The following is a 25021-nucleotide window of genomic DNA, read 5'->3' as shown; positions in this document are numbered from 1 at the left end:
TCGCTCTTTTGTGTTCTCAATCCTAATTTTCAAGAAAAATTATTCCCAAATCATAGACCATTGACTGTTATTAATTTCTGCTAAAATCTCATCGGGATAAAGAATTTTATTGTTTGTTTTTTCGGCGAGAACGTGAATTTCTAACCCCTCTGTGGGTTCTAAAGTTTTCAGCGAAGATTCTGTTGCCAACCGCATCGGTACAAAAAATTGATCGCCCGAATCTAACGCTACATCAACATAACGCATAAAATTCATTTCCACAACCGGATCGCAAAGTAAAATTAACACTCTCACCAACGGAGTCGAATTCTCTCCATTCTCTCCATTTTCAACCCACTGAGTTTTCACTTGAAACTCGGTCATTTTTTCATCAAACCAGACTTGATAATCGTCACCTGGTCCCCATTGCGGATAATCACAGACCAGATCGCTGACGCCATATCCTTTAATCTGATGGGGATGAATCCACAAACGATTAAATAAGCGATACATCGGAACTTTTTTATAGACTTCTTTGAGTAAAACTTTAGAATTCATTATAAAAATAAAAGAATCAAGAGGTTGAGTTAAACTATTTTTGGACGAACCGCAGAAAAAACATTTAATACATTGGTAGCAATTTCCAACCGAGAAAACTGCAAAATCTTAAACCTTTTCCGCTAAACTGAGTGAAGTAGGAGCGATCCGACCGGATTTGAACTCAACTGCAATCACCCCGTTGCCTTCCACTGGAATATTGAATCACAAATGACAGGTAAGGTAAACTCAAATTGGATTTTAACGTTATGACTGGAACACCGCAAAACAACCCAAACCCACAACCCTCTAATGAAAGCGGGAATTTGGAAGAATTGTTACAATTACTCCGTCGCAAACAAGGAACTTGGGTAGAATGGGGACAGGCCTGTGCGACGCTACAAAAATCGGGCTACAATTCTCAACAACTGTTTGAAGAAACTGGCTTTGAACCGGTTCAACAAAATCAGGTCATTGTTGCTTCTCAAGTGTACAACTCTTTGGTGACGGGCGACGCCTCGGAAGGAGTGCGATCGCATTTTCTGCAAAAAGGAAGCGATATTCTCTATGAGTATCGTATTCTCACCCAACCGCAACGCATAGAAGCCGCAGAGTTTAGCGTATCGCAAAATATCGACGCCGATGAAGCCAAAGAACTCGCCAAGGCGATCAAAGATATGTCTCGCCTTAGCAGTTTACCGGAGGGGTTTACCCAAAGTCCGGGGGATGCGATCGCCTACCAGTGTTGGAAAGCCGCCAGACAGCATAGCGATCTCCAACAGCGATCGCGTTTAATTGCTAAAGCGCTAAAATTTGTTCAGTCTTCCGGCGCCCGAGAACAGGTGGAAAAACTATTAACTGATTTTTCGGTTGTTTCCACTCGTCCGGCGCCGCGTTTGCCGGTTTATCGGTTAGAATCGGATGAAGATTTACCCCGTATTCTTCCGGTTGTCGGCGAATTTCCATTAACCTTAGAAGATTTAAAAGCGGTTCCCATTACCGACGAAGAAAAACCGTTTGGGATGGTTAAATTTTCCGGTCAGGGGGCGTGGATACCGCTTCCGGGTTGGCAGGTTATTACGAATGCGGAAGATCCGGTTGTTATTATTGGAAAAAGCGACAGTTTACCGAATCCTTTACCGGGAAAAGTTGAACCGGTTTTGGTGGTTATTGACCGTTCACAACGGAATTGGGAAGCGGATCGTTATTTTTTGGTCGAACGGGATAATCAACTGGAATTGCAGTGGTTTGAGGAAGATACAGAGGTGCCGTTGTTGGGACAGTTGATTTTAATTATGCGTCCGAAAAAGGTGTTAGATGAAAGTCAAATTTGGAATTTGATGCAATTTGAGGATTAATTAATTTTTATCCTAATTATATCCCCCTAAATCCCCCTAAATCCCCCTTAGAAAGGGGGACTTACTATACAGTCCTCTTTCTTCTTTCTCTGGGGAAAGATCCCCTTAAATCTCCCCTCTTTTCCCCCCTTACAAAGGGGGGCTAGGGGGGATAAAAGGGGGAGTTTTAAAAGATCCCCCTAAATCCCCCTTAGAAAGGGGGACTTACTTTACACTCCTAATTCTATGTCAAAAGGTGCAATCATTCGGTTAACCCTGTTGTTTCTAATGTTGGTGGGTTTGGGTTGGTGGATGAGACAGTTAACGTCTGGTTCTTCCGTCGAACAACTGAACCAACAAGCCCGTATTTTAGAAGCAATTTACACGCAAGGAAATTATATAGAAGCGGGAATTTGGGGTGTATTTGCGGCGGGGTTTGCAGTTGCAGCTTTCAAAAATAGGGGATGGGTTCGAGTTCACCGGATGATGGCTGCGATCACTTTTTTTCTATTTGGATTATCCGATATTGTTGAAGTAGAAACCGGGGGCTGGTGGCGTCCTTGGTGGTTGTTTGTGTGGAAAAGTTTGTGCATTATTTCAATGATTGTTTTGTTAGCAATCTATTTAAAAAACCGTTCGACGCAACGATAAATTAATCCTTTTTATTCCCAAAATCCTAGCCTCTATTTGACCTCACCGCAGCGCCCTCTCCTACCTCTGGCTAACCCTCTCCACCTCTCCCTAACCCTCTCCTACGAGGAGAGGGAAATTGTGTCCCTTCGGGACTATTTATTAATGGAGAGGGAAACGGATAATTCTTCCCTCCTTTTAGGGGGGACTGAGGGGGGTAATTTGACCTCTCCTCCAACCACGTAGGGGCGCAAGGCTTGCGCCCTAAACCTAACAAAAAAACCCCTAAACCCAACAAAAAATATCCCCAAACCCGACAAAAAAACCCCGACCTACTCGGGTCGCCACAATTTAATCGTGTTGTCAGAACTCCCACTCGCTAACGTGTTACCATCGGGGCTAAATGCAACAGATTTAACCCAATCTGAATGTCCTTTTAATGTGGTAATTTCAGTTTGAGTTTTCACATCCCACAATTTAACAGTTTTGTCAGAACTTCCACTCGCTAACGTGCGACCATCGGGGCTAAATGCAACAGAATCAACTGTATTTGAATGTCCTTTTAAAGTAGCAATTTCTCTATCAGTTTCCATATCCCATAATTTGATAGTTTGGTCAGCACTTCCACTTGCTAAAGTGCAACCATCGGGGCTGAATGCTACAGAATAGACATGACCTGAATGACCTTCTAAAAAGATAGGAAACTTCCTTGGAGTTCGGATATTGTTCGCAGCAGGAATTATGCTTAGAGTTTGGAGATTTCCCCTTCGAGGGAGGATATTATTATAGTTCAATTCAATAGTATTATTAATACATCCCCTCGCTGAGATGTTACCATTGTGACTTCTTACAGAATTTCTGTGAGTTATTAGGTTTTTAATTACCATATGCTTGTCTCTATTTCCAGCTAAAATCTGACAATCTTGTAGGCTAACAAATTCCCACACATAAGATGAATTCAATGGAAAGGTAGAAATTTGAGTTTGAGTTGTGATATCCCACAATATTATAGTGTTGCCAAAATACGACAAACTGCCTAAAATGCGACTATTGGGGCTGAATGCTATAGACCTAACATGATTTGAATGTCCTGTTAAAGTTTTAATACAGGTTGCATTTTTCCAAGAAACACCTGAAGTAACAGTTTGAGAAGATTTAGGACTTTGATAACTTTTTGTAGAATGCGATCGCAAAGCTGTTAAAATATCAGAAACAGACTGATAACGTTGCTGAACATCTTTTTGCAGTAACTTAGTTAGAACTTCCTTTAATTCCTCACTAACAGATTGCTTGAGATACTGCTTCCAGTTGCGAGTCCAGCCATAACCTTCTTCCAAAAACAAATGATAGGGATGAACTTGAGTCAACAGATAAAAACAAGTTACTCCCAAACCAAATAAATCACTCGCCGGATAAGCTTCCCCGCCTTGCATTTGTTCGATAGCAGCAAAACCATCCTTACCAATACGAGTCCCAACTTTTGTTTGTAAAACCGTTGTAGATAACTGTTTGGCAACCCCAAAATCAATTAACACAAAACATTCATCGCCCCGACGCTGAATAATATTATCCGGCTTGATATCCCGATGAATAACCTTTTGTTCGTGAACAAACTTCAGAACCGGTAACAAATCCTCCAACAGTTGTTTAACCTGCGATTCCGTCCAAATTCCCCGCTTTTCTATTAATTGTGATAACGTCTCGCCTTCGATATATTCCTGAACTAAAAATAACTGTTTCCCTTCCTCAAAATAAGCGTACAATGTCGGAATTTGAGAATGTTTTCCGAGTTGCTGAAGTTGTCGGGCTTCCTGTTAAAATAGTTGTGTCGCTTTGTTTAACGCCCCGGTTCCCTGAACGTTTGCGGTGAATTGTTTGACCACACAATATTCATTCAATCTATCAATATCTTCCGCGAGATAGGTTCGACCAAAACCCCCTTCTCCCAACAGTTTTATTACCCGATAATGACCTCTCAAAATGGGAATTAATTCGGTGCCGCAAGCTTGACAATAACGGTTTACGTCCGGGTTATTGGGTTTGGGACAGTAGGGGTTTAAACAGCACGTCATACGGTGTGAGATAGTTGGGGGTCTTATCTCTATTTTCTCTCAAGTTCACCCCAAACGTAAACGTTGATTGTCAACTCTACCCTAATTTATATTCTAATTAACCTCTCCCTAACCCTCTCAAACCTCTCCCCATCCCTCTCAAACCTCTCCCTAACCCTCTCCTACGAGGAGAGGGAAATTGTGTCCCAAAGGGACTATTTATTAGTTGGAGAGGGGGAAAAGGTGTCCCATAAGGGACTATTAATTAGTCGAGAGGGGGCAAATGGCCTCCCCCTGTAGGGGGAGGTTGGTGGGGGTGAGAGAGGGAAAAGGTGTCCCATAAGGGACTATTGATAAATGGTGAGGGGAGTATTAATTAAATCATATAAAAGTCTCCCCCTTCCAAATAAAAAACTTTCTTCCTTTTCCCTCTCGACTAATAAATAGTCCCGCGAGGGACACCTTTCCCCTCTCCTTTTAGGAGAGGGCTGGGGAGAGGTAGGAGAGGGTTAGGGAGAGGTAGGGAAGGGGGTTGGGGGGTTAGGTCAAATTAAACCAACGACGTTTAATGATGGTGATGATAATAACGGTAACTTTACGAAGCTATAATCATAATTAACTATCATCCTGTACAACCGTTAATTTTTAATTAAAACCATGAATAAATCGGAAATTATTAACCAATTACAAGACACTTCTATTGAGGAACGTATTGCAATCATTGAAGCCATTTTACAAACGGTTAAAAATGATATGCGTTCAATCTCCTCACAACAGCTTACCTCTGAACATCGCCCCCTGCGAGGAAAACTCATTTCCTACGAAGAACCTTATGAACCCGTAGCAATAGAAGATTGGGAGGCTTTGACATGATTATCCTAGACACTCATATCTGGATTTGGTGGGTTGATGAAAACCCGAAATTGTCTTCCCAAAACCGTGAGATTATTCAATCAAATCAAGCAAGCGGGTTGGGTATCAGTATCATTTCTTGCTGGGAAGTTGCCAAATTAGTTGAAAAAAATAGACTGGCTTTTGAGTGTTCTGTAGAAGAATGGCTCGAACTTGCTCTAAAATATCCTGGTATTCAACTGTTAGAATTAACCCTTCCCATTATCCTTGAATCAACACGGCTTTCTGGATTTCATGCCGACCCAGCAGATCAGATTATTGTGGCAACGGCTAAAATTCACGGTTCATTATTAATTACTCAGGATGAAAAAATTCTGAATTACTTGAAGAATCAAACACCAGATTAACCTCTCCCCCAACCCCACTTTTAGGAGGAGAGGGGAGAAGAAATGTAAACCTTGATTGTCAGCTTTCCCCCAACCCCTCTCTAATCCCCCCTGCGAGGCGAGGGGAGAATAACGGTAACTTTACGAAGCTATAATCATAATTAACTATCATCCTGTACAACCGTTAATTTTGAATTAAAACTATGAATAAATCTGAGATTATTAACCAATTACAAGACACTTCTATTGAGGAACGTATTGCAATCAATGTAGGGGCGCTCTTGCTTGCGCCCTCTCTCCTTTGTAATTTTCACTCTTAATTATTTCTCTTTTAGGAGTAGGGTGGGTGACTTCGATAAAAATTGGTGATCTCCACTGAAAATTAATTGTCACCCACCCTACAATTCTGAAAAACTTAACCCCCCGATCATCGGGGGGGCAGGGGGGATTAATGGTGGTGGTGATGATGACCGTGACTGTGGTCGTGGTCGTGGTGGTGATGATGGTGGCTGTGGTCGTGATTATGAACTTCTTTGGCTTGAACCGACGCTAACTGTGGATTAACCGCCAAAGCTGTTTCATTTAACAGCGCTTCTATCTGCGGATTTGCCCATTCTGCTGCCATTTTCATAAACTCAGGATGGTCGTTTGCACAGGGCATTTGTACATAGGTAATCTCGGGATGTTTGCGACGCAACGCTTCGATAATATGTTCAACATCTAACAGCGTTTCGTGGTTTTCTGTTGCAAATCCAATCGGCATAAATACAACTGATGTCGCCCCCAATTCAATTAAGTTTTGGGCGGCTAATTTAACATTAGGTTGCGTCCACTCAATTAACGGCGTGTCGTGGTTTAACCAACCAATCGAAATCAACGGATAACGGTGAATTAAACGCTCGCGAATCAGTTCGTACATCGCCTGACTTTCATCAATTCCTGATGTAAATCCTTTGGCTTTGTGAGGGCAGCCGTGATTCATTAATACAATCGCGGTTTGTGAGGGCAAATGGGCGACAGCCAATTCATTTTTAATCTTTTCTTCGACCATATTCGCCATCAAATCCAAATAGGCGGGTTCGTTAAAGAACGACGGAATATAACGCTGACCTTTAACCCAGTGTTCGCTACCGTCTGCCAAATTTGCCAAAGCTTTATTCACCTGTTCGACGGCGATTCCGCTGGTAAAAATCGAATCAACGACTAACAACGGATAGATTAAAATCTTATCAAAACCTTCCGCTTTGATTTGTTCCAAAACCTGTTCGGGGAGGAACGGTTTACAGAAGTTGTAAGCTTTGAACACTTTAATTTTATCGCCCCATTTGTGCTTGAGTTCGTGTTCAATTCCCGCCCGTTGCTGTTCAAAAATAGCGTTGTGAGGGGAAATAAAATTCCCGTGTTGGTGACTCCATTCGTGCAGGTCAAATACTGCCAAAAGTTTCGCCATAGGCGGATAAATCCAAGTCGGAACCGGGGCGAATTTTGCCGTTAACAAGTTCAACGCTTGTTCGTTATAATTGGCAAAATCTTCATAACTTTCGACTTCGCCGTATCCCATCAACAGGACGGCGACTCGATCTTGACTTGGACTGTCGGATACAGAAATATTGTCTTGTGTTTTTTCGGGTGTTGCAACCACTTTGTTATCCTCAAAAATAGCTGTTATTTACGGTTGGGAGTGTCTGGGACTCAAATCTTCCTTTTCGCTCCCCTTTTTTAGCTTATCATCCCCCTGGGGGGGATAGCTTGATCTACAGTATAAAAGAAGTTGAACCGAATTTGGGTTATGGCGGTTGTTATTATTGCGGGTATTCACGATCCGAAGTTAACGGAATCCTTTCTCTGTAAGCTTTTCGGCGATTTGCGGCGTCGGTGTCAGTCGGGGAATTTGTTAATTTTTCCGACCCAGGACTATCCGGCTTATTCAGGTCTTGACATTTTCAATTATTTATGCAGTGTAGCTCAAACTCCCGCCTTGTCTCCTCCTCCTAGAGGCGGTTTTGGGCAAAATCCGGTGAAATTACCGATTATCTTGATTTGTTTTAGTGCGGGGGTTGTGGGGGCGATCGCGGCGGCTTGGATGTGGCAACAGGCGGGGGGCGAAGTCAAAGCGTTCATCGCCTTAGACGGTTGGGGCGTCCCTCTGGGGGGCAATTTTCCCATTTACCGCATGAGTCACGATCGCTTTACTCACCGGACTTCGGCGCTGTTGGGGGCGGGAATTGAAAGCTTTTACGCCGATCCGCCTGTCGAACATCTGAACTTGTGGAGTTCCCCGCAGACGGCGAAAGGTTGGTGGCTGCATCGAACTTCAACGGGGGTTGAGACGGCTTCTCCGGCTACGGCGAAAACTGTTTTATCCTATTGGTTAAAGACTCACGGAGAATCAGGAGAAGATTAGGGTGAATGTTCCTGTATTTTTGGCGGGGGGGTTGAATCCTGATAATGTAGTAGAAGCGGTTGAAACTGTGGCACCGTTTGGCTTGGATGTGTGTAATGGTGTGAGAACCAACGGTCAATTAGATGAGGATAAACTGACTCAGTTCTTCAATAAAACCTAAAAAATTGCTGGAAATCTAAGAGATCTATTATACTTGAGAGAAAAAACTTCAACAGTTCTAGGGGTGAATTGATCAAATGCAGTTGGATTTAAAAAGTTCCTATATTAATATCAACGGCGTTCAACATTATTATGAATGGATTAAAGCACCGGGTCAGCAACAGAAAAAACCGGTGATGGTGTTTCTGCACGGTTGGGGCGGTTCGGGTCGCTATTGGACGAGTACGGCTCAAGCTTTATCGGATGGATTTGATTGTTTGATTTATGATTTGCGGGGGTTTGGCCGTTCAAAAGCTACGGCAATTGAGGGGTCGGATTTTCAGGTTTTGAGTTATGAATTGGTCGATTATGCTCACGAACTTAAGGGGTTATTGGATGCTTTGAATTTGGATAAAGTTTATTTGAATGCTCACTCGATGGGCGGGTCAATTGCGGCTTTATTTATTAATCTTTATCCCGAACGGGTGGAACGGGCGATTTTAACCTGTAGCGGTATTTTTGAATACGATGAAAAGACGTTTACCACGTTTCATAAGTTTAGTCGGTATGTGGTTTTATTTCGTCCGAAATGGTTGGCAAAGATTCCGTTGGTTGATAAAGTTTTTATGGCAAGATTTTTATATCGTTCTTTACCGACTGCCATTAGTCGAGCTTTTTTAGAAGATTTTTTACTGGCGGATTTTGACGCGGCTTACGGTACGGTGTTAACCTCGGTGAGTAAAGAGGCGACGGAGTGGCTTCCCCGACAATTTGCTCAGTTTAAGGTTCCTACGCTCTTGGTTGCGGGAGAATACGACCAAATTATTCCCGCCGAAATGGGGCGACAAGCGGCCGCATTGAATGATAACATTGAACTGGCTATCTTAGAGGATACGGCTCATTTTCCGATGTTGGAGGATGCACCAACATACCTCGAACGGGTGCGGGAATTTATCAACCGATAACCACCTAAAATCAGACTCCGATAGATGAAATATAGGCGAATTTTGGAGATGATTAAATGGTGTTTAATTTGATGTGAATTGCTTGAAGTTCAGCTTTTACATTCCGCTCAGTTCAAGCCCGAAAATTTAGGCGGATTAGATTATTATTTTAACACCCGAACCGGTATAAATCTGATGACAATTCCTCCCTATCTTTATCCTCTAGCCGCTCCGCTTTTGATTCCGGTTGCGCGTCAACTGGGTAAACAGTTAATGTCGGTAATGAACGGTCAGCGTTCGTCTCAATCTTCGGAATTAGATTTTCCTTCTATTCCGGACAAGGTGAAAGAAGATCCCCGTTATATTGAGGCTTTGGTTGAATATTCCCATCGCAAAGAAAGCCGACTTCAAGAGTTTAATTCTTTGGCAATTACTCAAGAGGAACGTCGCTTACAAATTCGCCAGCAAGAAATTAGCGATCGCCGAGAAATTAGCCGCTTGCAACGGGAACTGTTGCGGGAGTTACAAGCCCATGAAATTCAGCTAAAACTGCACGAACTCGATGCAATTTGGAACCGAGAAAAATGGTTTTCTAATCTCAGCCGTCAGGAAACCGAACGGATTTTATTAGAAGGACAAGAACAGCATCGTTTATTGATGTTTATCGCTCCCCCGGATATGAGCGAAGATTGTCCGTTGGGGATGCGAAGACATCTTAAAAAAGATATTGGTAACGGTTTAAGACGGTTTTTGAACCAACATTATCCCCAAACCAGCAACAAACGTCCGGTTGAATTTTATGCTGACTATTTTACTCGACCGTTGGGCGATATTGAAGTCAGAAAATTGCAGATGGTGTTATCTCCCGTACCGACATTTATTTTGTACAGCGATATTAATGACTATGAAGTGCATTTTCATGTGGGTTTTTGGGGTCTACAAAATCAAAATGTTTCTCTAATTCCCATACAACCTTGGAACTGGGAAAAAGCACAGGAAGAACTGATTTCTCAAGGGTTAAGTCCGGCTTTGGCGATCCGTCAAGTCAGACAATTAATCGTAACAATTCATCAGCTTTTAGCGACTTTTTTAATTGATTGGTATTATCTCAGTATCGATCCTCACTATCAACCGCATTTGTATAAATTAAGTTCAGAATTTCCGCGAATGTGGGTGAAGCCTTATCTGTCGGTTTTGAAAGATTTACAACTCCAACGTCGGGAAGTTTACCGTCAGGAATTAAAAATTATCGTTCAGAATGATAGTGAAAAACAACAGCTAAAATCCAAACAAAACCCTCAAAATTGGAATGCTGTTCTCACGTTAACCGGACATTCAGATGTTGTTAATGTGATTGCAGTCAGTCCAAATGGTCAGTTTATGGTTAGTGGGGGTTGGGATCATCAAATTAAGATTTGGTCGGTACAAACCGGACAACTGATCCGAACTTTAAAAGGTCATTCTAACTCAATTACCGCTTTAGCCGTTACACCCGATAATCAACACCTGGTTAGCGGAAGTGTGGATAGCACGATTAAAATTTGGTCGTTACAAACCGGACAATTATTGCATACACTCATCGGTCATTCTTACTCGGTGAGTGCGTTGGCTGTCTGTCCAAATGGTGAATTTATTGTTAGTGGAAGTTGGGATAATACGGTTAAGATTTGGTCGCTCGCTACGGGAGAATTAGAGAACACACTCACCGGACATACTAATTCTGTAAATGCGATTGCAGTTGATATTAATTCCGAACTGATTTATAGTGGAAGTATCGATAATAGCATTAATTTTTGGTCGGTAAAAACCGGAAAGATCGAACATTCTTTTGAGCCGTTTCAAACCTATAAAACTCTGGAGATTAGTTCAGATTGTCGATTTGTAATTAGTGGAAGTTGGGAAAATACAATTGAGGTTTGGTCGCTCAAAGATGGACAATTGGTTCATACTCTACCGGGACACGATCGCGATCTTTTGACTTTGGCTGTCAGTCCCGACTCTAAGTTTATTGCGAGTGGAAGTTCCGATCAAACAATTAAGATTTGGTCGCTAGAAACGGGATATTTACTTCGCACTTTAACGGGTCATTTCAACAGTGTTAATACGCTGAATTTTAGTGCAGATGGATTGTTTTTGGTGAGCGGAAGTAGTAATGGAGTGATTATGGTTTGGCGATGTCATTAGAGAGAATTAATGGCTAATTTAACTAAATAAATCGAGGGGAAAATGCCCGTAGGTGCCGTTAATTCCGGTATCATCTGTAGATTGACAAGACACCAATACACCCCGATATTTTTCGGTGTAGGGACTGGCGTAGTAAGATTGACTGCGACCATTAAATTTAACAAAAACTGAACCTTCTATCGCTTCTACAGCATTGCGATCTAGAGTAATATTGTAATCGAGTCCGTGTAAATATTCTTGGAGAGCGTTCCAAGCCGCATCTAAAGAATCCGCACAAATTCCGAGCATTTGATATTCTGAATTTTCGACGACAAGTTTAAGCGCCGAACAAATGCGATCGCGATTTTCTATCGGATTAACAGATTGAATATCTGCACAGTTAAAGGCTTCTAGAGTTTGTTGGGCGCTTTCTAAAGAAAGGTGAGCAGGTTGTGAAGATGACATATAGAGTTAGGAATTCAGGAGTCGTGATGTCATCTTATCACACCCGACGGGGATTTTAATGGGGATAAAGGGGCGTTTATTCAAGAATAAAGTTGTAATTAAAGCTAGATGTGAAGCGGGGGTTTGTTGTGATTTGGAGAAGATGCTGAACGCCAATCCATTGAAGTGAAATAATCCGTTAAAAGGGCAAATTAGGAGGGCGGTCAAACGCCGCCCTAAGCCCTGTGTGGTTCAAGCAAGAGTTAATTCTCCTGAACGCTCGCCATGATTAGAAAAGAAGGATTGGGAGTTTTTCTCCCTCGACCTTCGAGGTAATTCGGACTCTGTTGTTTGTTCGACTTCGTGTTTTGAGACTAACATTGAGTCGGTTGAACGAACGGTCATTTCACCCTCAGAAAGAGCGACACGCCATTGACGACCTGTTTTCCAGGCGTGAAATTTAACGGCATTCCAACGGGGATTAACGGGATATCCAGCAAATCCAGAACGTAATGCGGGAATGCAAGCATCATCGAAGGCTGTAAGCACCAATACTCCTTCGGTGAGTTGAACTGTCTTGAACTTGTTTTGCTGTTGCTTCAACACAGACGTCACCTCCTTTAAGTTTTGTATAGATCGGACTTAATATACAGTGTATCCGTGCAATTGACAAATTACCACTGTAATTACACGGAAATAGTAGAGACTTTCTATCTGTCTCTACCGAGAAAATGTCAGTGCTGTCCGGAAAATTACTCCAATTGACTAGGCTGTTACTTGAGTAATTTCCTGCTGGCGTTGATGCCAGAGTTGCATCACGGTTTGGCTTTCGGGTAAGTCCTCAAACTGCTGGGTTTGCACTTTGATTTCCGGTGCGAGCCGTTCTAAGGACTCCAGAGTGCTACAGTAGCGCAGAACTTGGCGCCAACCGTCTTGCCATTGCTGACAGGCTTCCTGACGTTCCCGTAGGGGTTTGAGCCGTTCTTCGTCTGTTCTCAGTTGCTTGGCTTTTTCACTCCAAGCTGAACGCCATTGTTCTATGGCTTGGGGGTTATAGTGGGGGCGATAGCGTTTAAGTTCGCGACTGAAGATTTCCCCGAGTTCGTTAAGGCGATCGCGAGTTTGACACTGAGAGATTGCCTCTAAGCCCTGTTCGATCCAAAGCGGCAGGGAGCGATAACTGACGAAGATTGCTCCTGACCCTATTATCTTAACCCAGATTTGGTGCTGCCACAATTCTAAATGTTCAATTTGTCTCGGGGCGATACCGAGCCACGCCGAGACTTCTAACCAAACTCGCGCCAATGGCCACTGAGCCGGAACGATAATTCCCGCTGTGATTAAGTTCTTAGACATAATAGATTACACCTAGATTCTGGACTTTTTTGTTGTCCCGAAGCTTCTATATATAGTGTTTTCGGGGATAGCCTGTTTATCTTAACTCTATATCCAGTGTTTCGTCTAGTCTATGGTGAACTTACGGCGATTCAGTGATCGATTGAGTGAGTTTGAGTTAAACCAGTCTTTTATCTTATCATATCAAGTTTAATTTGGCAATCGCGATCGTCAATAGGGAACAGGGGAAAGGGGAAAGGGGAAAGGGAATAGGGGAAAGGGGCAAGAGGCGCTCATGCAAAAGGCGCTCATGCAAAAGTTAGACTACAAAAGGTTTTCAGCTTTTACTAATGTCCTAATCATAATGCGTAGTGCTATAACTGTTCACTGTCGGGTGTCGGGGAAGGAGTGTAGGGGCGCGCCTCCGAATTGATTTATCATTCCCCGCAGACAACGGATATAAACCCGCCCCGGAGTTCGGGAAAAACTGTGAGGTAAAGCCCAAAAACCCGGTTTCTCTTAGAAACCGGGTTTTTTAGTCTCCAGTTATCACTTATCACTGGTTACGATAGAACTGGTCAGTGTTCACTGATAACTGGTCACTGATAACTGCTCACTGTTAACTGCTCACTGACACCTGACACCTAAACTATGAAACCGAGTCGAATTCATCACGTTGCGATTATTTGTTCTAATTACGAAAAATCCAAAGATTTTTATGTGAATACTTTGGGATTTTCAATTATTGAAGAAACCTATAGAGCGCCTCGAAATTCTTATAAACTGGATTTGAGAGTCGGCGCGAGCGATCAAATCGAATTATTTTCCTTTGAAAATCCGCCCGAACGTCCGAACCGTCCCGAAGCTTGCGGCTTGAGACATTTGGCGTTTGAGGTAGAAAACTTAGATGAATCTGTAGCGTTACTGCAATCAAAAGGCGTTGAAACCGAACCCATTAGAACCGATGAAATTACTGGAAAACGGTTTACCTTTTTCAAAGATCCGGATAATTTACCCTTAGAAATCTACGAATATTAACCCTCAAAAACAACAGGAGCCAGAAAAAATCTGACTCCTAAATTGTGCATTTTAAGCTTTAGATGTTAACGAACAAGCGTTTTTTATACAGTGGCCAACTCGGGAGTCGGACGCTTGCTGTTGCGAATGCCGGCGATCGCCGAAGCGTAATCAGACGCTTTAAACACGGCAGAACCCGCTACAATAGCATTAGCACCTGCTTCCAAAACCTGCCAAGTGTTGTTGGCTTTCAAACCGCCATCAACTTCAATCCAGGGGTCTAAGCCGCGTTCATCACACATTTGACGCAGCTTTTGGATTTTGGGAACGACACCCGGAATAAAGCTTTGACCGCCAAAACCGGGGTTAACGCTCATAATCAGCACGAGATCGCAAAGATCCAACGTGTACTCAATCAACTCTAAAGGAGTCCCCGGATTAAGAACAACACCGGCTTGCTTGCCGAGTTCTTTAATTTGGCCCAAAGTCCGGTGTAAATGGGGAGAGGCGTTGTGTTCGGCGTGAACCGAGATAATATCGGCGCCGGCCTTGGCAAAATCCTCAACATACTTTTCCGGTTCAACAATCATCAAGTGAACATCGAGGGGTTTGCTGGTGACGGGTCGGAGTGCTTCTACGATTAACGGGCCAATGGTAATATTAGGAACAAAACGACCGTCCATCACATCAACGTGAATCCAATCGGCGCCGGCTTCATCTACTGCGCGAACTTCGTCTCCCAAGCGACTAAAATCGGCAGATAATATAGATGGAGAGATAACAGTTTGTTTTTTGGACTGGGTCATGGTGTAATATGTTCTCCTACATCGGGGGTTGTATTCAGTGTATCAGAATTTGTTCTGCGGTATGGACAGCAGCTTTTAGGAGTTGCGGAGATCTAACCATCAGGGATCAAAATTTTTTTCAGAAACACCAACGATCGCACAGCCCAAATTCCCTCGTATTTATTGTAGGCGTCAAGCTGCTACAGGAGGTTTTATGAATCAAACCGATCCCCTAGAATATCCGGACGCGCCACACGTTCGACTGTTTGTTTATTTGGTTCCGGTGATTGGAGTGTTTCCGGCGCTTTGGACGTTGTATCGCCGTCAGGGAACACCGCAACATCAAGCTACCAGTCGCTTGGCGGTGACATTGGCTTTGGCTTGGTTACTGGGACATTTGGCATTAGAGGCAGGCTCGGGTACAACGGAATTTTTAAAGATGCCTCTGTTGTTAAGTAGTAGCATATTAACAACCACTTATTTTATAGTCTGTTTTGGATTAATGATTCGCCTTTGGCAACGTCAGCCGTTGTGGTTGCCGGGAATTAGTCAACTGGCGGAACGAGTGCTGGGGAAGCATCTGTCTTAGGTCTGAAAATAGTTTTTTCTCTGTTTTCAGGCATTGATAAAAAAACGTTATTTTGTGTGTGAGGAAGCCTGTGTCTGCTCGTAGAACTAATCATCGTCTATTGCGTCAATCAAAAACTGCTCAACCGGTACTGAAAAAACTCACCCAATCTGGCCCCGGACGCTGGTTAGGATTGGCATTGGGCTTAACGGGAGTGGCCACGATCTCGGCAACCGCAGGCGCCTTACTCGCCGTTTCCCTTTCGACAACGCCGTTGATGCAACAAAAGCTAACCGCCGAGGAAGCGGCTGTCTTTTCTAAGGGTCAAATGGCGAGGGGAAATTTACGTTTTCCCCAGTTAACTCGCCCGGTTAATATTCTGGTTTTGGGCGTTAAGGTTCTCACCTCTGACTTGGAAGATGAGGAATTCTTCGACGAACAAGAAGACTTGGGATATCACGCCCTGGTAGACTCATTTAAAGGCTTGTCGGATACCATGCTTTTGGTTCGGTTTGATCCGGCTGAAAAGAAGCTGAAAGTTTTGTCAATTCCCCGCGATACTCGCACCTATGTTGAGGGAATGGGGATGACTAAAATTAATCATGCTAACTATGAAGGTGGCCCCGCTTTGAGTGCCAAAGCGACGAGCGAACTGTTGGGGGGCGTGGGAATCGATCGCTATGTTCGGGTTAATGTTCAAGGGGTTGAAAAACTGATTGATGCTTTGGGAGGTTTAGAGATTTACGTTCCCAAAGATATGAAATATAGCGATGATAGCCAACATTTGTATATCAATTTGGAGCAGGGTCAACATCATCTGAATGGCTCTCAAGTGTTGCAATTTTTGCGTTTTCGTCAGGATAGTTTGGGCGATATTGGTCGGGTTCAACGCCAGCAAATTTTGATGCGATCTTTTATGGAACAGGCGTTAAATGTGGCGACGATTTCCCGACTTCCCAAGCTGGTTTCGATTATTCAGTCTCATATTGACACCAATTTAAGTTTAGAGGAATTGGTCGCTTTGGTGAATTTTGCGACTCATGTTGATCGAGAAAGTATTGAGATGTTAATGGTTCCGGGAGAGTTTAGCGATCCGAAAGAATATGATGCGAGTTATTGGCTACCCGACTACAGTCGCTTAGATGTGATTTTGGCTAAACATTTTGATTTTGGTTATGATTCTTGGCGTTTTGAAAATGTTGATAGCCGAGATTTGAGAATTGCCATTCAAGATAGTACGGATAGTTGGGATGCGGTTGATGGTTTGGTGATGGAACTTAACGAAGATGGCTTCTGGAATGTTAAGGTTTCTAAGCCCTGGACTCAACCTTTAGAGGTGACTCGAATTGTTGCTCAAGATGGCGATACGGAGGGCGCAGAATCGATTCAACGGGCTTTAGGTTTTGGTAAAGTTGTGGTTGAAAGTACCGGGTTTTTAGAGTCTGATGTGACGATTCAGTTGGGTCAAGATTGGCTCGAAAGATACGAGACACAACAGCAATTAGAGGAAATGGAAACGGAAATGGAAACGGAAATGGAAACGGAAATGGAAACGGAAACCGACAGAGAATTCCGTGAAGATTCCGAACCGATCAGAATTGAGAGCTTTAATTAAAAGATTTCTCGATTGAGGTGCATCATACAAATCCCATTAATATAATTATTGGACTAGCTCCTAATGGAGAAGGATAAAATTTCTGCCTTTCTTTGATAATTTTATGCGGCTAAGTATGCAGTCCTTTAACCTCTATAATCAACTGCATGGATTTACTCATTACCCTGATTGTTTCCTTTCTTTTATTAGTTGTTAGTACCCTCAAAGGGTACTTTATTTTTTATCCTTTACTCGCTTCGCTGTTGCTGTGGTTTGCGGTTTTGGTGAGGCGAGGCTTTTTATTAAAAGACTTAATTCAAATGGCGATCGCAGGCGCTAAAAAGTCTTTTCCGGTTTTTATTATTTTACTCTTAATTGGTGCCGTAACTTCTTCTTGGATGAGCGCCGGCACGGTACCCAGTTTGGTGTATTATGGCATTCAAATCATTAACCCTCACTATTTTATCCTATTAGCCTTTCTATTAACAAGCTTGGTTTCTCTGTTAATTGGGACTTCCTTTGGCACCGTTGGAACCATTGGTATTGCTTTAATGATTATGGCGGGTAATAGCGGGGGAAATTCCAATTTGGTGGCGGGTGCGATTCTTTCTGGCGCTTATTTTGGCGATCGCTGTTCTCCGATGTCATCGAGTGCAAATTTAATCGCGAGTGTGACTCAAACCCGACTGTATACCAATATTAAAAATATGCTGAAAACGGGATTCATTCCCTTAATTTTAACGGTTATCATCTATTTAATTTTATCCAGACTGTATCCAATTCAAATCACGGATAGGATTCTAGTCTCGGAAATTGTTAAAACTTTTAATCCCCAACCGCTTTTATTATTACCCGCTTTCACCATCTTTATTTTAGCAATTTTTCAAGTCGAAGTCAAACTTTCAATGATTGTCAGTATTGCAATTGCGAGTTTAATTGCTTTATTTTATCAACAATACAGTCCGATTGAATTATTGAATTTTATCTTCAGAGGATTTTATCTCAGTGAACCCTCGCCGCTACAATCTATTTTAATTGGAGGGGGAATGATTGCAATGGGAAAAGTTGTGTTAATTGTGATTGTTTCAACCGCTTTAGCCGGAATATTAGCCGACACTCATATTTTAAACTTTATCGAACAGTTTTTACACAGCGCCAAATCCCAACAGGATTTATTTTTAGCAACAATGTTGATCGGAACTGTTTCAGGCGCCTACGGTTGTACGCAAACAATCGCCATTTTACTCACCCAACAATTGGTAAAAAAAAGATATCAAACCTTAGAATTGAAGGATGAGCAATTAGCCGTTAATCTGGAAAATACCGTTGTAATGATATCTCCTTTGATTCCTTGGAACATTGCGGGGTTAGTTCCGGTAACGCTATTGATGAGTGATTTTAACTGTCTTCCCTATGCGTTTTATTTGTATTTAATCCCGCTGTTTAATTTACTCCGTAAACCGAAGGACGTAAGGCGGGAATAGGAAAAAGTTTTTGCAGTTTATTTTGACGTTCTCTCGGGGATTCTTCCGCCCAATTCCAGAGGCTTTCATAGAAGAAAAAAGAGACTCCTGCTAATTGATGTTTGCGGGTGGCTTTCACTTGTTTTTCGATCATATTCATCGGCGTTGGACGGTTTTTTAAGCCGCTTAAAATCCCCACAGCAAAGGGAATATGATTTTTAGCGAGTTCAACTTCCGTGCGTTCTAACTCGGTGGTAAAACGTTCTAAATCGGGTCGATAAACCTGTAAAACAATTTCTTCGATCCAACCCTTTCTTTCCCAAGTAAACCAGTCTTGTAAATAAGCGGGTAAAGCAAAATGAAGCGGGTTGGGAGAAAGGGAAATAATACAATCTTGATCGATAGCTTTAACGGTTTCAAAAACCCGTTTTACAAATTGGTTAATTTTATCGGCTCGCCACCTCACCCAATAGGTTTCATAGAAATCCTCAGAGGGTAATTTTCCCTGATGTTCGGCTTGATAAAGACTCACGGTATATTCATCGTAGCCGAATTCGGAGGGTAAACCAAAATGGTCATCAAATTGAATCCCATCAATATTGTAGTTGGTGACAATTTCCGCAATTAAATCGAGGATAAATTGTTGCACTTCGGGATGAAAAGGGTTCAACCAAACTCGCTCGTCATTTCCCTCTTTTTTTATTAATGTTCCATCCAAACGACGGGTTAACCAGTCGGGATGTTGTTTGGCTAAATCTGAGTGAGCCGGTGCCATAAATCCAAACTCAAACCAAGGAATAACGGTTAAACCTTTTTGATGTCCTTGTTTGACTAATTCTTGTAAAACATCCCGTTTTTGTAAACCCGGTGTGGGGTCGAGAGATTGTCCGAAATAGCGTTGAGCAACTGCACTCGGATAGAGTGTATAACCGCCCTGCCAAACGGTTGGATAGATGGTGTTAAAATTGAGGGTTTTTAAGCGATTTAAAGCGTCTGTAACGCCCCGTCTGGAAAATAAAACCTCGCTATCAATATTCGTTAGCCAAACTCCGCGAATTTCCCTGACTGGGGGTGGAATTGTTAAAGCGGGTTTGATGATGAATAGAACAAAACACAGGCTAACAATAAAAGTGATAAACTGAGGAATGATTCGCGTTTGTTTCAAGCCTTTCAACATAATTTATTTCAACATCATTTTAAAGGGTAGCAAGATGATGAGAGTTTGAACCAATCTTATAACAGCAAATAAAATAATAACATAACTTTCCCCCGAATTTTTTGAATCAGCGGGCGGCGTTTCCAATCTTCATAACTTATGCGCTGACTTTGAACAAAACCATTTAACAGAAAGTTTTCAATGTTTTGACATAAAAAAGGCTGTGCAGTGGAGACATTTAACTCATCATTACTCCAAAAACTACGCGGATCAAAATTTGCACTTCCCATGCTGACCCAACTGTCATCAATTAACAGGGTTTTACCGTGCATCATACTGGGTTGATATTCATAAATCTCGATTCCATGACGGAGTAAATTCTTATAAAGTTCCCGAGCGGAATAGTGGACAAATGGCTTATCTGTTTTCGATCCCATCGTTAAAATTCGCACATCTACACCTCGATGTTTTGCATCAATGAGTAGTTTTTGTATATTAGAAAAAGGCAAAAAATAAGGGCTAGCAATCCAAATTCGAGATTGAGCCGCCATCACTAACGTTTGGTAAAGAGCGCGAATAGAAGAATCTCGGTAAGAGGGATCTTCACCAGAGGTTACTAATACTGTTGGTAGAGAGGTTTCAAATTTTGGAATTAAAGGATTTTTACCGAGATCGACGGTTTTTCCGCAGTCGAGCCAATGTTGAATAAAAAGACCGTTGAGACGTTGAACAACTGGCCCTTCAAATTGGGCTTCAAAATCAAACCAAGGCGCCCGATCTCCTTGTTCGGGAATGCCATCCCAATAGTCAGACATTCCGGCACCACCAATCAAAGCAATTTCATCATCAATTAACAGTAATTTTCGGTGACTGCGTTTTAAATAATCGTAAGGCGATCGCCAACTAAAAGGATTAAAAAAGCGAACTTCTACCCCGCTGAGTTCTAAATTTTTCCAGTATCGTTCGGGTATAGATTTCGCACCATAACTATCAACAATTACCTGTACTGTTACCCCAGATTTTGCTTTTTCAATCAGTGCGGTTGCAAAAGCGTCCGCCCGTTCGCCGGGGGTCATAATATAGGTTTCAAACAGAATTCGATGTCGGGCGCTCCGAATTGCATTTAAACGGGCGGGTTGAATTTCATCGGCTTTTACCCAAAATTTTGTCGCCTCAGCGTTGGTAATAAAAGAATCGGATAAACTTGCAATGGTTAGGGGAAAATTAGGGGCATTTGCCGAAGGAAAGTTAAATATTTTGTAGTGAATTCTTCGGCGAAATACACCTTGAACATACAAAACAATTAGGATTACAACGGTGATGGAAAACCCAATTAACAGAATTACACTCAACCAGTTATCAAAGGATAGCATTTACGTTAATGAATCAGTTGTGATGGTTGTCAATCAGTAGTAGTCGCTAGAAAGGTATAAACTAAAATAATGGTTTGAGCGACTCTAGCCTTTCACTACCGATTTTTAATGATATCACTAATGAGGTAGACCAAGATCTAACCCAAGATTGATGCAGGTGTTGTCTAGATGTTTGACAATAAAAGAACGGATAATTGAGGAGTGGAAAACTACAAAAGTTTTCCGAATGGATATTAAGCAATTTAAACAATTAAATTCACGGGCTGTTAGGAAGTGATTGATAGGAGGAACGTTGGCCCCGTTTCTCAATTAATGATTTTGTTTATAACATCCAAAAAATCGGGCTAATTTTCAAGCTAAGTCAAGTTTAAGCCATTTAAAAAAATTGGAGGATAAAGAAATGTCACAGGCTGAAATGGGTAGTAAAGTTAAAGTCAATTACGTTGGGAAACGGGAAAATGGTGAAGTCTTTAGTTCTTCGGCGAATAATGAACCTTTAGAGTTTTGTATCGGAGAAGGAGAGGTTATCTCCAATTTAGAACAGGCTGTTGTGGGGATGAATCCGGGAGAATCAAAGACAGTAACCATTCCCGCCAAGCAAGCTTATGAATATCCCGATCGCGAATCAACTTTAGTTGTCGATCGGCAAAATTTACCAAGCGATGTATCAATTGAAGTCGGTCAAGAGGTTTATATTCGGATGCCGAATGTTCACGCTTCAATCCCCGCTACCATTATGGAGATTAACGAATCAAATGTGGTTCTATCTGTTGTGAATTCTTCTTTCGGAGATGAGAACCTAATTTTTGATATTCAACTGGTTGAGGTGAACTAATTATTAAAGTTCACAAAGACTAAGGACTAAGAATTAAACTCCAGTGTAGAGACGTGTTGCGGCACGTCTCTTTTGGCTAGATTCTATCAAAAATTATTTACAATAAACTGGGAGGATCGAGAACAGTAACTTCAACTAAAGGCGTTACATTATATCCGGCTTCATTGACATAATTTTGAATTTCGCGGGTGAGACGTTGACTAATTTTATCTTTGGAAATTGTTACATCTTGTTCCCGTTGTACATAGAGAATACAAAGTAATGTATCTTGTCCGGGAATATCGGAGCGTGTAAAGCGAATATTAGCTTCAACAAGCTTCACTAAGGGATTATCTTTAACGACTTGTTGAATATCTGCCGTAGCCCGTTGAGCGCGACTGGAACGTTCAAAAGCGGGTGAATTTATAAATTGCCAATTGAGCAGTCCGACTAATGCTAAAGTGGTCACTCCTAATGTAATCGGAAATACCCATTTTTTTCCTCGATTGTAACGCGCTCCTTTAGCGGATAAACCCCCATAAAAACGAAACAAAATTGCTGCGGATAAATTAATCCCCACCAGTTGCAATATCACTAAAAAAACACTGCCGATAAAAATATCCATTCTTCCGAGAGACAGCGCCATTCCTGCCGTCCCCGCAGGCGGCGCGAGAGAAGCAGCTACGAGCATTCCAGTCGCCGCTCCCGATACTAAACTACTGCGTTCTGACTGCATTAAATTAATCGCTCCTGCCGCACCTGCTGTGATCGGAAGTAACACGGCTACAGAGGAGATTTGACTGTTACTGAGCATCAAGCTAGTGGGGATTTCTTGGCCGAGAATTAAACTCAACGCTGCTGCTACAAAAACCGTGACAAGAATTGCTACAAAATAACGCAATAAACTCCGCCATAATAATGTTAAATCTCCCCGGGAACTGGCGATCGCTACATTCATTGCAGGCCCCGCAAAAGGAGCAATTAACATCGCCGCAACGAGCAAATAATTAGTATTGGTAAATAATCCAATCCAAACCACCACTCCGGCGAGTCCCGCATAACCCAAAAATCCTCGCCAGGAGCCTACACTTTGTAAGCCTCCGAGGAAGATTTCAATGGGACTGCGTTCTTGTACTTCTTTGATTTGTTCAGCAGCTTCGGAAGCGGGAGGATGGAGGGCAATGGTACCATGAGGAACCAAAGTAACCTGCAAATTCCGAATAGTATCTAACTGATTGAGCAGACTTTCAACCTGTTTATTGGAGACATGAATTAACACTAATTCTTGGGATTCTTGGTCATCAATCACGGGGAACCGAGCCAAGTTAACCCCTTGATGAGCTTGAGCAATATTAAGAACTTGTTTTCCCTGACCGTTTGGTACTTGAACCCATAACTGACGCATTTCTCAACCCTTGTATTGACCCTTATTTTTTTTGGAGATTACTGATATTCAGCAATCTCCAATTTTGTATTTTTAGAGGATTAGTATTTTTTCAAATCGCTAACAGCAGGAGCTTGAATCACTTCACCTTGGCAGTTATAACGGGCGCCGTGACAGGGACAATCCCAACTTTTTTCCGCCGGATTCCAAGAGACAATACATCCCAAATGGGAACACACGGCCGACACTTTATGTAAGGTGCCGGATTCATCTCGATAAGCCCCTATTTTCTCACCATTTTCGGTAACAACTTTGCCTTCACCGACGCCAACTTTTTCGGAAGAATCTAACAGATTTTTGAAGCGATCGCCAACCCAATGTATACCAACATCAAGATTTTGCTTAATGGATTCTTGACTAACAAAGGGTGTCGGACGAGTGGCATCATAGAGGTTCGCCCAGGGGTTTTCTTTGCCTAAAATCAGGTCGGATAATATCATCGCCGACATCATTGACTTGCTCATTCCCCACAGACTAAAACCCGTTGCGACATAGGTATGATTATTGAGCGGAGTTAGCTTACCAATATAAGGTAATTTGTCAAAAGATACCATATCTTGAGTTGACCATCGATAGGCAATTTCATCAACTCCAAAGGTAGAATAAGCATAATCTGACAGTTGTTTGTACAAGACTTCTGTATCGTCAACTTCGCCAACTTTATGACCTTTTCCACCAATTAAAAGCAGTGTTTTTCCTTCGTGGGGAGTGGTGCGAACGGAGTGATAATCTTGACCCACACCGATAAACATTCCCTGCGGATCTTTGGCGGGATCTATCCAGGCTCCGATTAAATAAGAGCGTTTGGGATAGGCTTTTGCAAAGAACAATCCTTGGTCTAAAATCGGTAAATGGGTGGCGATAATGACGTCTTGAGCGGTTACAATACAGCCATTTTCTGCAATAACTTTGCAGGGTTGTTCGCCTTCAACGGTTTTAATTCGAGTCTGTTCAAAGATGTAACTCCCGTCACCGTTAATGGTTTTAGCTAAATGTAGAATGTATTTTCGGGGGTGAAATTGAGCCTGATTCGTAAATTTTACGGCTCCGGCAATGTCAAAGGGTAAGCCAGTTTCCTGTACAAAAGAAGCGGGTAATCCCAATTGAACTGCGGCTTCATATTCGGCTTTTATTTTGTCTAATTGATTGATAGAAGATGCGAAGGTGTAGGAGTCTTTGCGTTGAAAGTCACAGTCGATTTGTTCGCTTTCAATAATGCTTGCATATTGTTCGATTGCGGCTTGATTAGATTCGCCATACAAACGCGCTTTTTCTTCGCCGATTTGCTCAATTAAGTCTGCATAAATAAGCTGATGCAATGAACTAATTTTGGCGGTTGTATGTCCGGAAACTCCAGAACCCACTTGTTCTGCTTCTAAAACGGCGACGGTTTTTCCGGCTTGTTTGAGTAACTTTGCTGCGGAAATTCCGACTAAACCGCCCCCAACAATTGCCACATCTACCGAGAGATTTTGAGTAAGATTAGGATAGTTAGGTTCGGGTGTTGAATCGAGCCAAAAGGATTGAGATTTTTGAGGCAAATTATGAATCATAACTATATTTTTTTGTTTTTAGACTAACTAAAAGATTCGGGATTTTTTCCCGAA

25 protein-coding genes are annotated in these 25021 nt (G+C 42.3%); 13 read left to right on the top strand and 12 right to left on the bottom strand.

What is annotated here, in order from left to right; genetic code table 11:
* Positions 1–39: 39 nt before the first annotated feature.
* Positions 40–537 carry a hypothetical protein gene (locus ACL6C3_RS20590; protein WP_413160911.1) on the bottom strand — a complete coding sequence of 166 codons (498 nt, stop codon included), beginning with the start codon at positions 535–537 and terminating at the stop codon, positions 40–42.
* A gap of 248 nt (positions 538–785) precedes the next feature.
* On the opposite strand from ACL6C3_RS20590, the gene ACL6C3_RS20585 reads away from it, so the two are divergent.
* Positions 786–1874, top strand: coding sequence for a RuBisCO accumulation factor 1 (locus ACL6C3_RS20585; RefSeq protein WP_413160910.1), 1089 nt, complete (start codon positions 786–788; stop codon positions 1872–1874).
* Positions 1875–2099: 225 nt separating this feature from the next.
* A complete protein-coding gene (locus tag ACL6C3_RS20580) occupies positions 2100–2504 on the top strand; it encodes a hypothetical protein (RefSeq protein WP_413160909.1) in 405 nt (134 codons plus the stop codon).
* A gap of 311 nt (positions 2505–2815) precedes the next feature.
* Here ACL6C3_RS20580 and ACL6C3_RS20575 read toward each other — a convergent pair whose 3' ends face one another.
* Entirely contained in the window at positions 2816–4246 is a 1431-nt protein-coding gene (locus tag ACL6C3_RS20575) for a protein kinase domain-containing protein (protein ID WP_413160908.1), read from the bottom strand.
* A 51-nt stretch (positions 4247–4297) separates the two neighbouring features.
* On the bottom strand, positions 4298–4555 hold the full coding sequence (locus tag ACL6C3_RS20570) for a 4-Cys prefix domain-containing protein (protein ID WP_413160907.1): 258 nt from the start codon (positions 4553–4555) through the stop codon (positions 4298–4300).
* Between the two features lie 636 nt (positions 4556–5191).
* Here ACL6C3_RS20570 and ACL6C3_RS20565 point away from each other — a divergent pair.
* Together ACL6C3_RS20565 and ACL6C3_RS20560 are read left to right on the top strand one after the other, a co-directional pair.
* Positions 5192–5407, top strand: a complete 216-nt coding sequence (locus tag ACL6C3_RS20565) for a hypothetical protein (protein ID WP_413160906.1) — start codon at positions 5192–5194, stop codon at positions 5405–5407.
* Complete coding sequence (locus ACL6C3_RS20560) at positions 5404–5793, top strand: type II toxin-antitoxin system VapC family toxin (protein ID WP_413160905.1); 390 nt, start codon at positions 5404–5406, stop codon at positions 5791–5793. Before ACL6C3_RS20565 ends, ACL6C3_RS20560 begins: the two co-directional genes overlap by 4 nt.
* Before the next feature lie 427 nt (positions 5794–6220).
* Here ACL6C3_RS20560 and ACL6C3_RS20555 read toward each other — a convergent pair whose 3' ends face one another.
* Positions 6221–7414, bottom strand: coding sequence for a ferrochelatase (locus ACL6C3_RS20555; RefSeq protein ID WP_413160904.1), 1194 nt, complete (start codon positions 7412–7414; stop codon positions 6221–6223).
* A gap of 129 nt (positions 7415–7543) precedes the next feature.
* Between ACL6C3_RS20555 and ACL6C3_RS20550 the strand changes: the two genes are divergently transcribed.
* The 4 genes from ACL6C3_RS20550 to ACL6C3_RS20535 all read left to right on the top strand — a co-directional run bounded on the left by ACL6C3_RS20550 (position 7544) and on the right by ACL6C3_RS20535 (position 11442).
* Complete coding sequence (locus tag ACL6C3_RS20550) at positions 7544–8176, top strand: hypothetical protein (protein ID WP_413160903.1); 633 nt, start codon at positions 7544–7546, stop codon at positions 8174–8176.
* A gap of 1 nt (position 8177) precedes the next feature.
* Positions 8178–8336 carry a hypothetical protein gene (locus tag ACL6C3_RS20545; RefSeq protein WP_413160902.1) on the top strand — a complete coding sequence of 53 codons (159 nt, stop codon included), beginning with the start codon at positions 8178–8180 and terminating at the stop codon, positions 8334–8336.
* Between the two features lie 76 nt (positions 8337–8412).
* Entirely contained in the window at positions 8413–9279 is an 867-nt protein-coding gene (locus ACL6C3_RS20540) for an alpha/beta fold hydrolase (RefSeq protein WP_413160901.1), read from the top strand.
* A gap of 174 nt (positions 9280–9453) precedes the next feature.
* Positions 9454–11442 (top strand): serine/threonine protein kinase, encoded by a 1989-nt coding sequence (locus ACL6C3_RS20535; protein ID WP_413160900.1) that lies wholly within the window; start codon positions 9454–9456, stop codon positions 11440–11442.
* A gap of 18 nt (positions 11443–11460) precedes the next feature.
* On the opposite strand, the gene ACL6C3_RS20530 is transcribed toward ACL6C3_RS20535, so the two are convergent.
* The 3 genes from ACL6C3_RS20530 to ACL6C3_RS20520 all read right to left on the bottom strand — a co-directional run bounded on the left by ACL6C3_RS20530 (position 11461) and on the right by ACL6C3_RS20520 (position 13221).
* A complete protein-coding gene (locus tag ACL6C3_RS20530; protein WP_413160899.1) occupies positions 11461–11886 on the bottom strand; it encodes a DUF1824 family protein in 426 nt (141 codons plus the stop codon).
* 231 nt (positions 11887–12117) lie between these two features.
* Positions 12118–12471 (bottom strand): hypothetical protein, encoded by a 354-nt coding sequence (locus tag ACL6C3_RS20525; protein WP_413160898.1) that lies wholly within the window; start codon positions 12469–12471, stop codon positions 12118–12120.
* Between the two features lie 159 nt (positions 12472–12630).
* A complete protein-coding gene (locus ACL6C3_RS20520) occupies positions 12631–13221 on the bottom strand; it encodes a hypothetical protein (protein WP_413160897.1) in 591 nt (196 codons plus the stop codon).
* Between the two features lie 630 nt (positions 13222–13851).
* Between ACL6C3_RS20520 and ACL6C3_RS20515 the strand changes: the two genes are divergently transcribed.
* Entirely contained in the window at positions 13852–14238 is a 387-nt protein-coding gene (locus tag ACL6C3_RS20515; RefSeq protein ID WP_413160896.1) for a VOC family protein, read from the top strand.
* 83 nt (positions 14239–14321) lie between these two features.
* On the opposite strand, the gene rpe is transcribed toward ACL6C3_RS20515, so the two are convergent.
* Positions 14322–15023: a ribulose-phosphate 3-epimerase gene (gene rpe / locus ACL6C3_RS20510; protein WP_413160895.1), complete on the bottom strand. Its 702-nt coding sequence runs from the start codon at positions 15021–15023 to the stop codon at positions 14322–14324.
* A gap of 193 nt (positions 15024–15216) precedes the next feature.
* Here rpe and ACL6C3_RS20505 point away from each other — a divergent pair, with 193 nt between their 5' ends.
* The 3 genes from ACL6C3_RS20505 to ACL6C3_RS20495 all read left to right on the top strand — a co-directional run bounded on the left by ACL6C3_RS20505 (position 15217) and on the right by ACL6C3_RS20495 (position 18648).
* Positions 15217–15591, top strand: coding sequence for a hypothetical protein (locus tag ACL6C3_RS20505; protein WP_413160894.1), 375 nt, complete (start codon positions 15217–15219; stop codon positions 15589–15591).
* 70 nt (positions 15592–15661) lie between these two features.
* Positions 15662–17185, top strand: coding sequence for an LCP family protein (locus ACL6C3_RS20500; RefSeq protein WP_413160893.1), 1524 nt, complete (start codon positions 15662–15664; stop codon positions 17183–17185).
* A gap of 146 nt (positions 17186–17331) precedes the next feature.
* Entirely contained in the window at positions 17332–18648 is a 1317-nt protein-coding gene (locus tag ACL6C3_RS20495) for a Na+/H+ antiporter NhaC family protein (protein WP_413160892.1), read from the top strand.
* Here ACL6C3_RS20495 and ACL6C3_RS20490 read toward each other — a convergent pair.
* Positions 18608–19804 (bottom strand): glycoside hydrolase family 10 protein, encoded by a 1197-nt coding sequence (locus ACL6C3_RS20490; RefSeq protein ID WP_413160891.1) that lies wholly within the window; start codon positions 19802–19804, stop codon positions 18608–18610. The genes ACL6C3_RS20495 and ACL6C3_RS20490 overlap by 41 nt on opposite strands.
* Before the next feature lie 56 nt (positions 19805–19860).
* Positions 19861–21156, bottom strand: a complete 1296-nt coding sequence (locus ACL6C3_RS20485; protein WP_413160890.1) for a phospholipase D-like domain-containing protein — start codon at positions 21154–21156, stop codon at positions 19861–19863.
* 400 nt (positions 21157–21556) lie between these two features.
* Between ACL6C3_RS20485 and ACL6C3_RS20480 the strand changes: the two genes are divergently transcribed.
* Entirely contained in the window at positions 21557–21991 is a 435-nt protein-coding gene (locus ACL6C3_RS20480) for an FKBP-type peptidyl-prolyl cis-trans isomerase (RefSeq protein ID WP_413160889.1), read from the top strand.
* Between the two features lie 97 nt (positions 21992–22088).
* Here ACL6C3_RS20480 and ACL6C3_RS20475 read toward each other — a convergent pair whose 3' ends face one another.
* Positions 22089–23375, bottom strand: a complete 1287-nt coding sequence (locus tag ACL6C3_RS20475) for a DUF389 domain-containing protein (RefSeq protein ID WP_413160888.1) — start codon at positions 23373–23375, stop codon at positions 22089–22091.
* Positions 23376–23455: 80 nt separating this feature from the next.
* Positions 23456–24967 (bottom strand): FAD-dependent oxidoreductase, encoded by a 1512-nt coding sequence (locus ACL6C3_RS20470; protein WP_413160887.1) that lies wholly within the window; start codon positions 24965–24967, stop codon positions 23456–23458.
* Between the last annotated feature and the right edge of the window lie 54 nt (positions 24968–25021).

Origin of the sequence: Capilliphycus salinus ALCB114379, assembly GCF_047276495.1 — a bacterium.
Lineage (GTDB): Bacteria > Cyanobacteriota > Cyanobacteriia > Cyanobacteriales > Microcoleaceae > Capilliphycus > Capilliphycus salinus.
The sequence above is the reverse complement of the archived record's forward strand: the minus strand, read 5'-3'. Positions and strand labels throughout refer to the sequence as shown.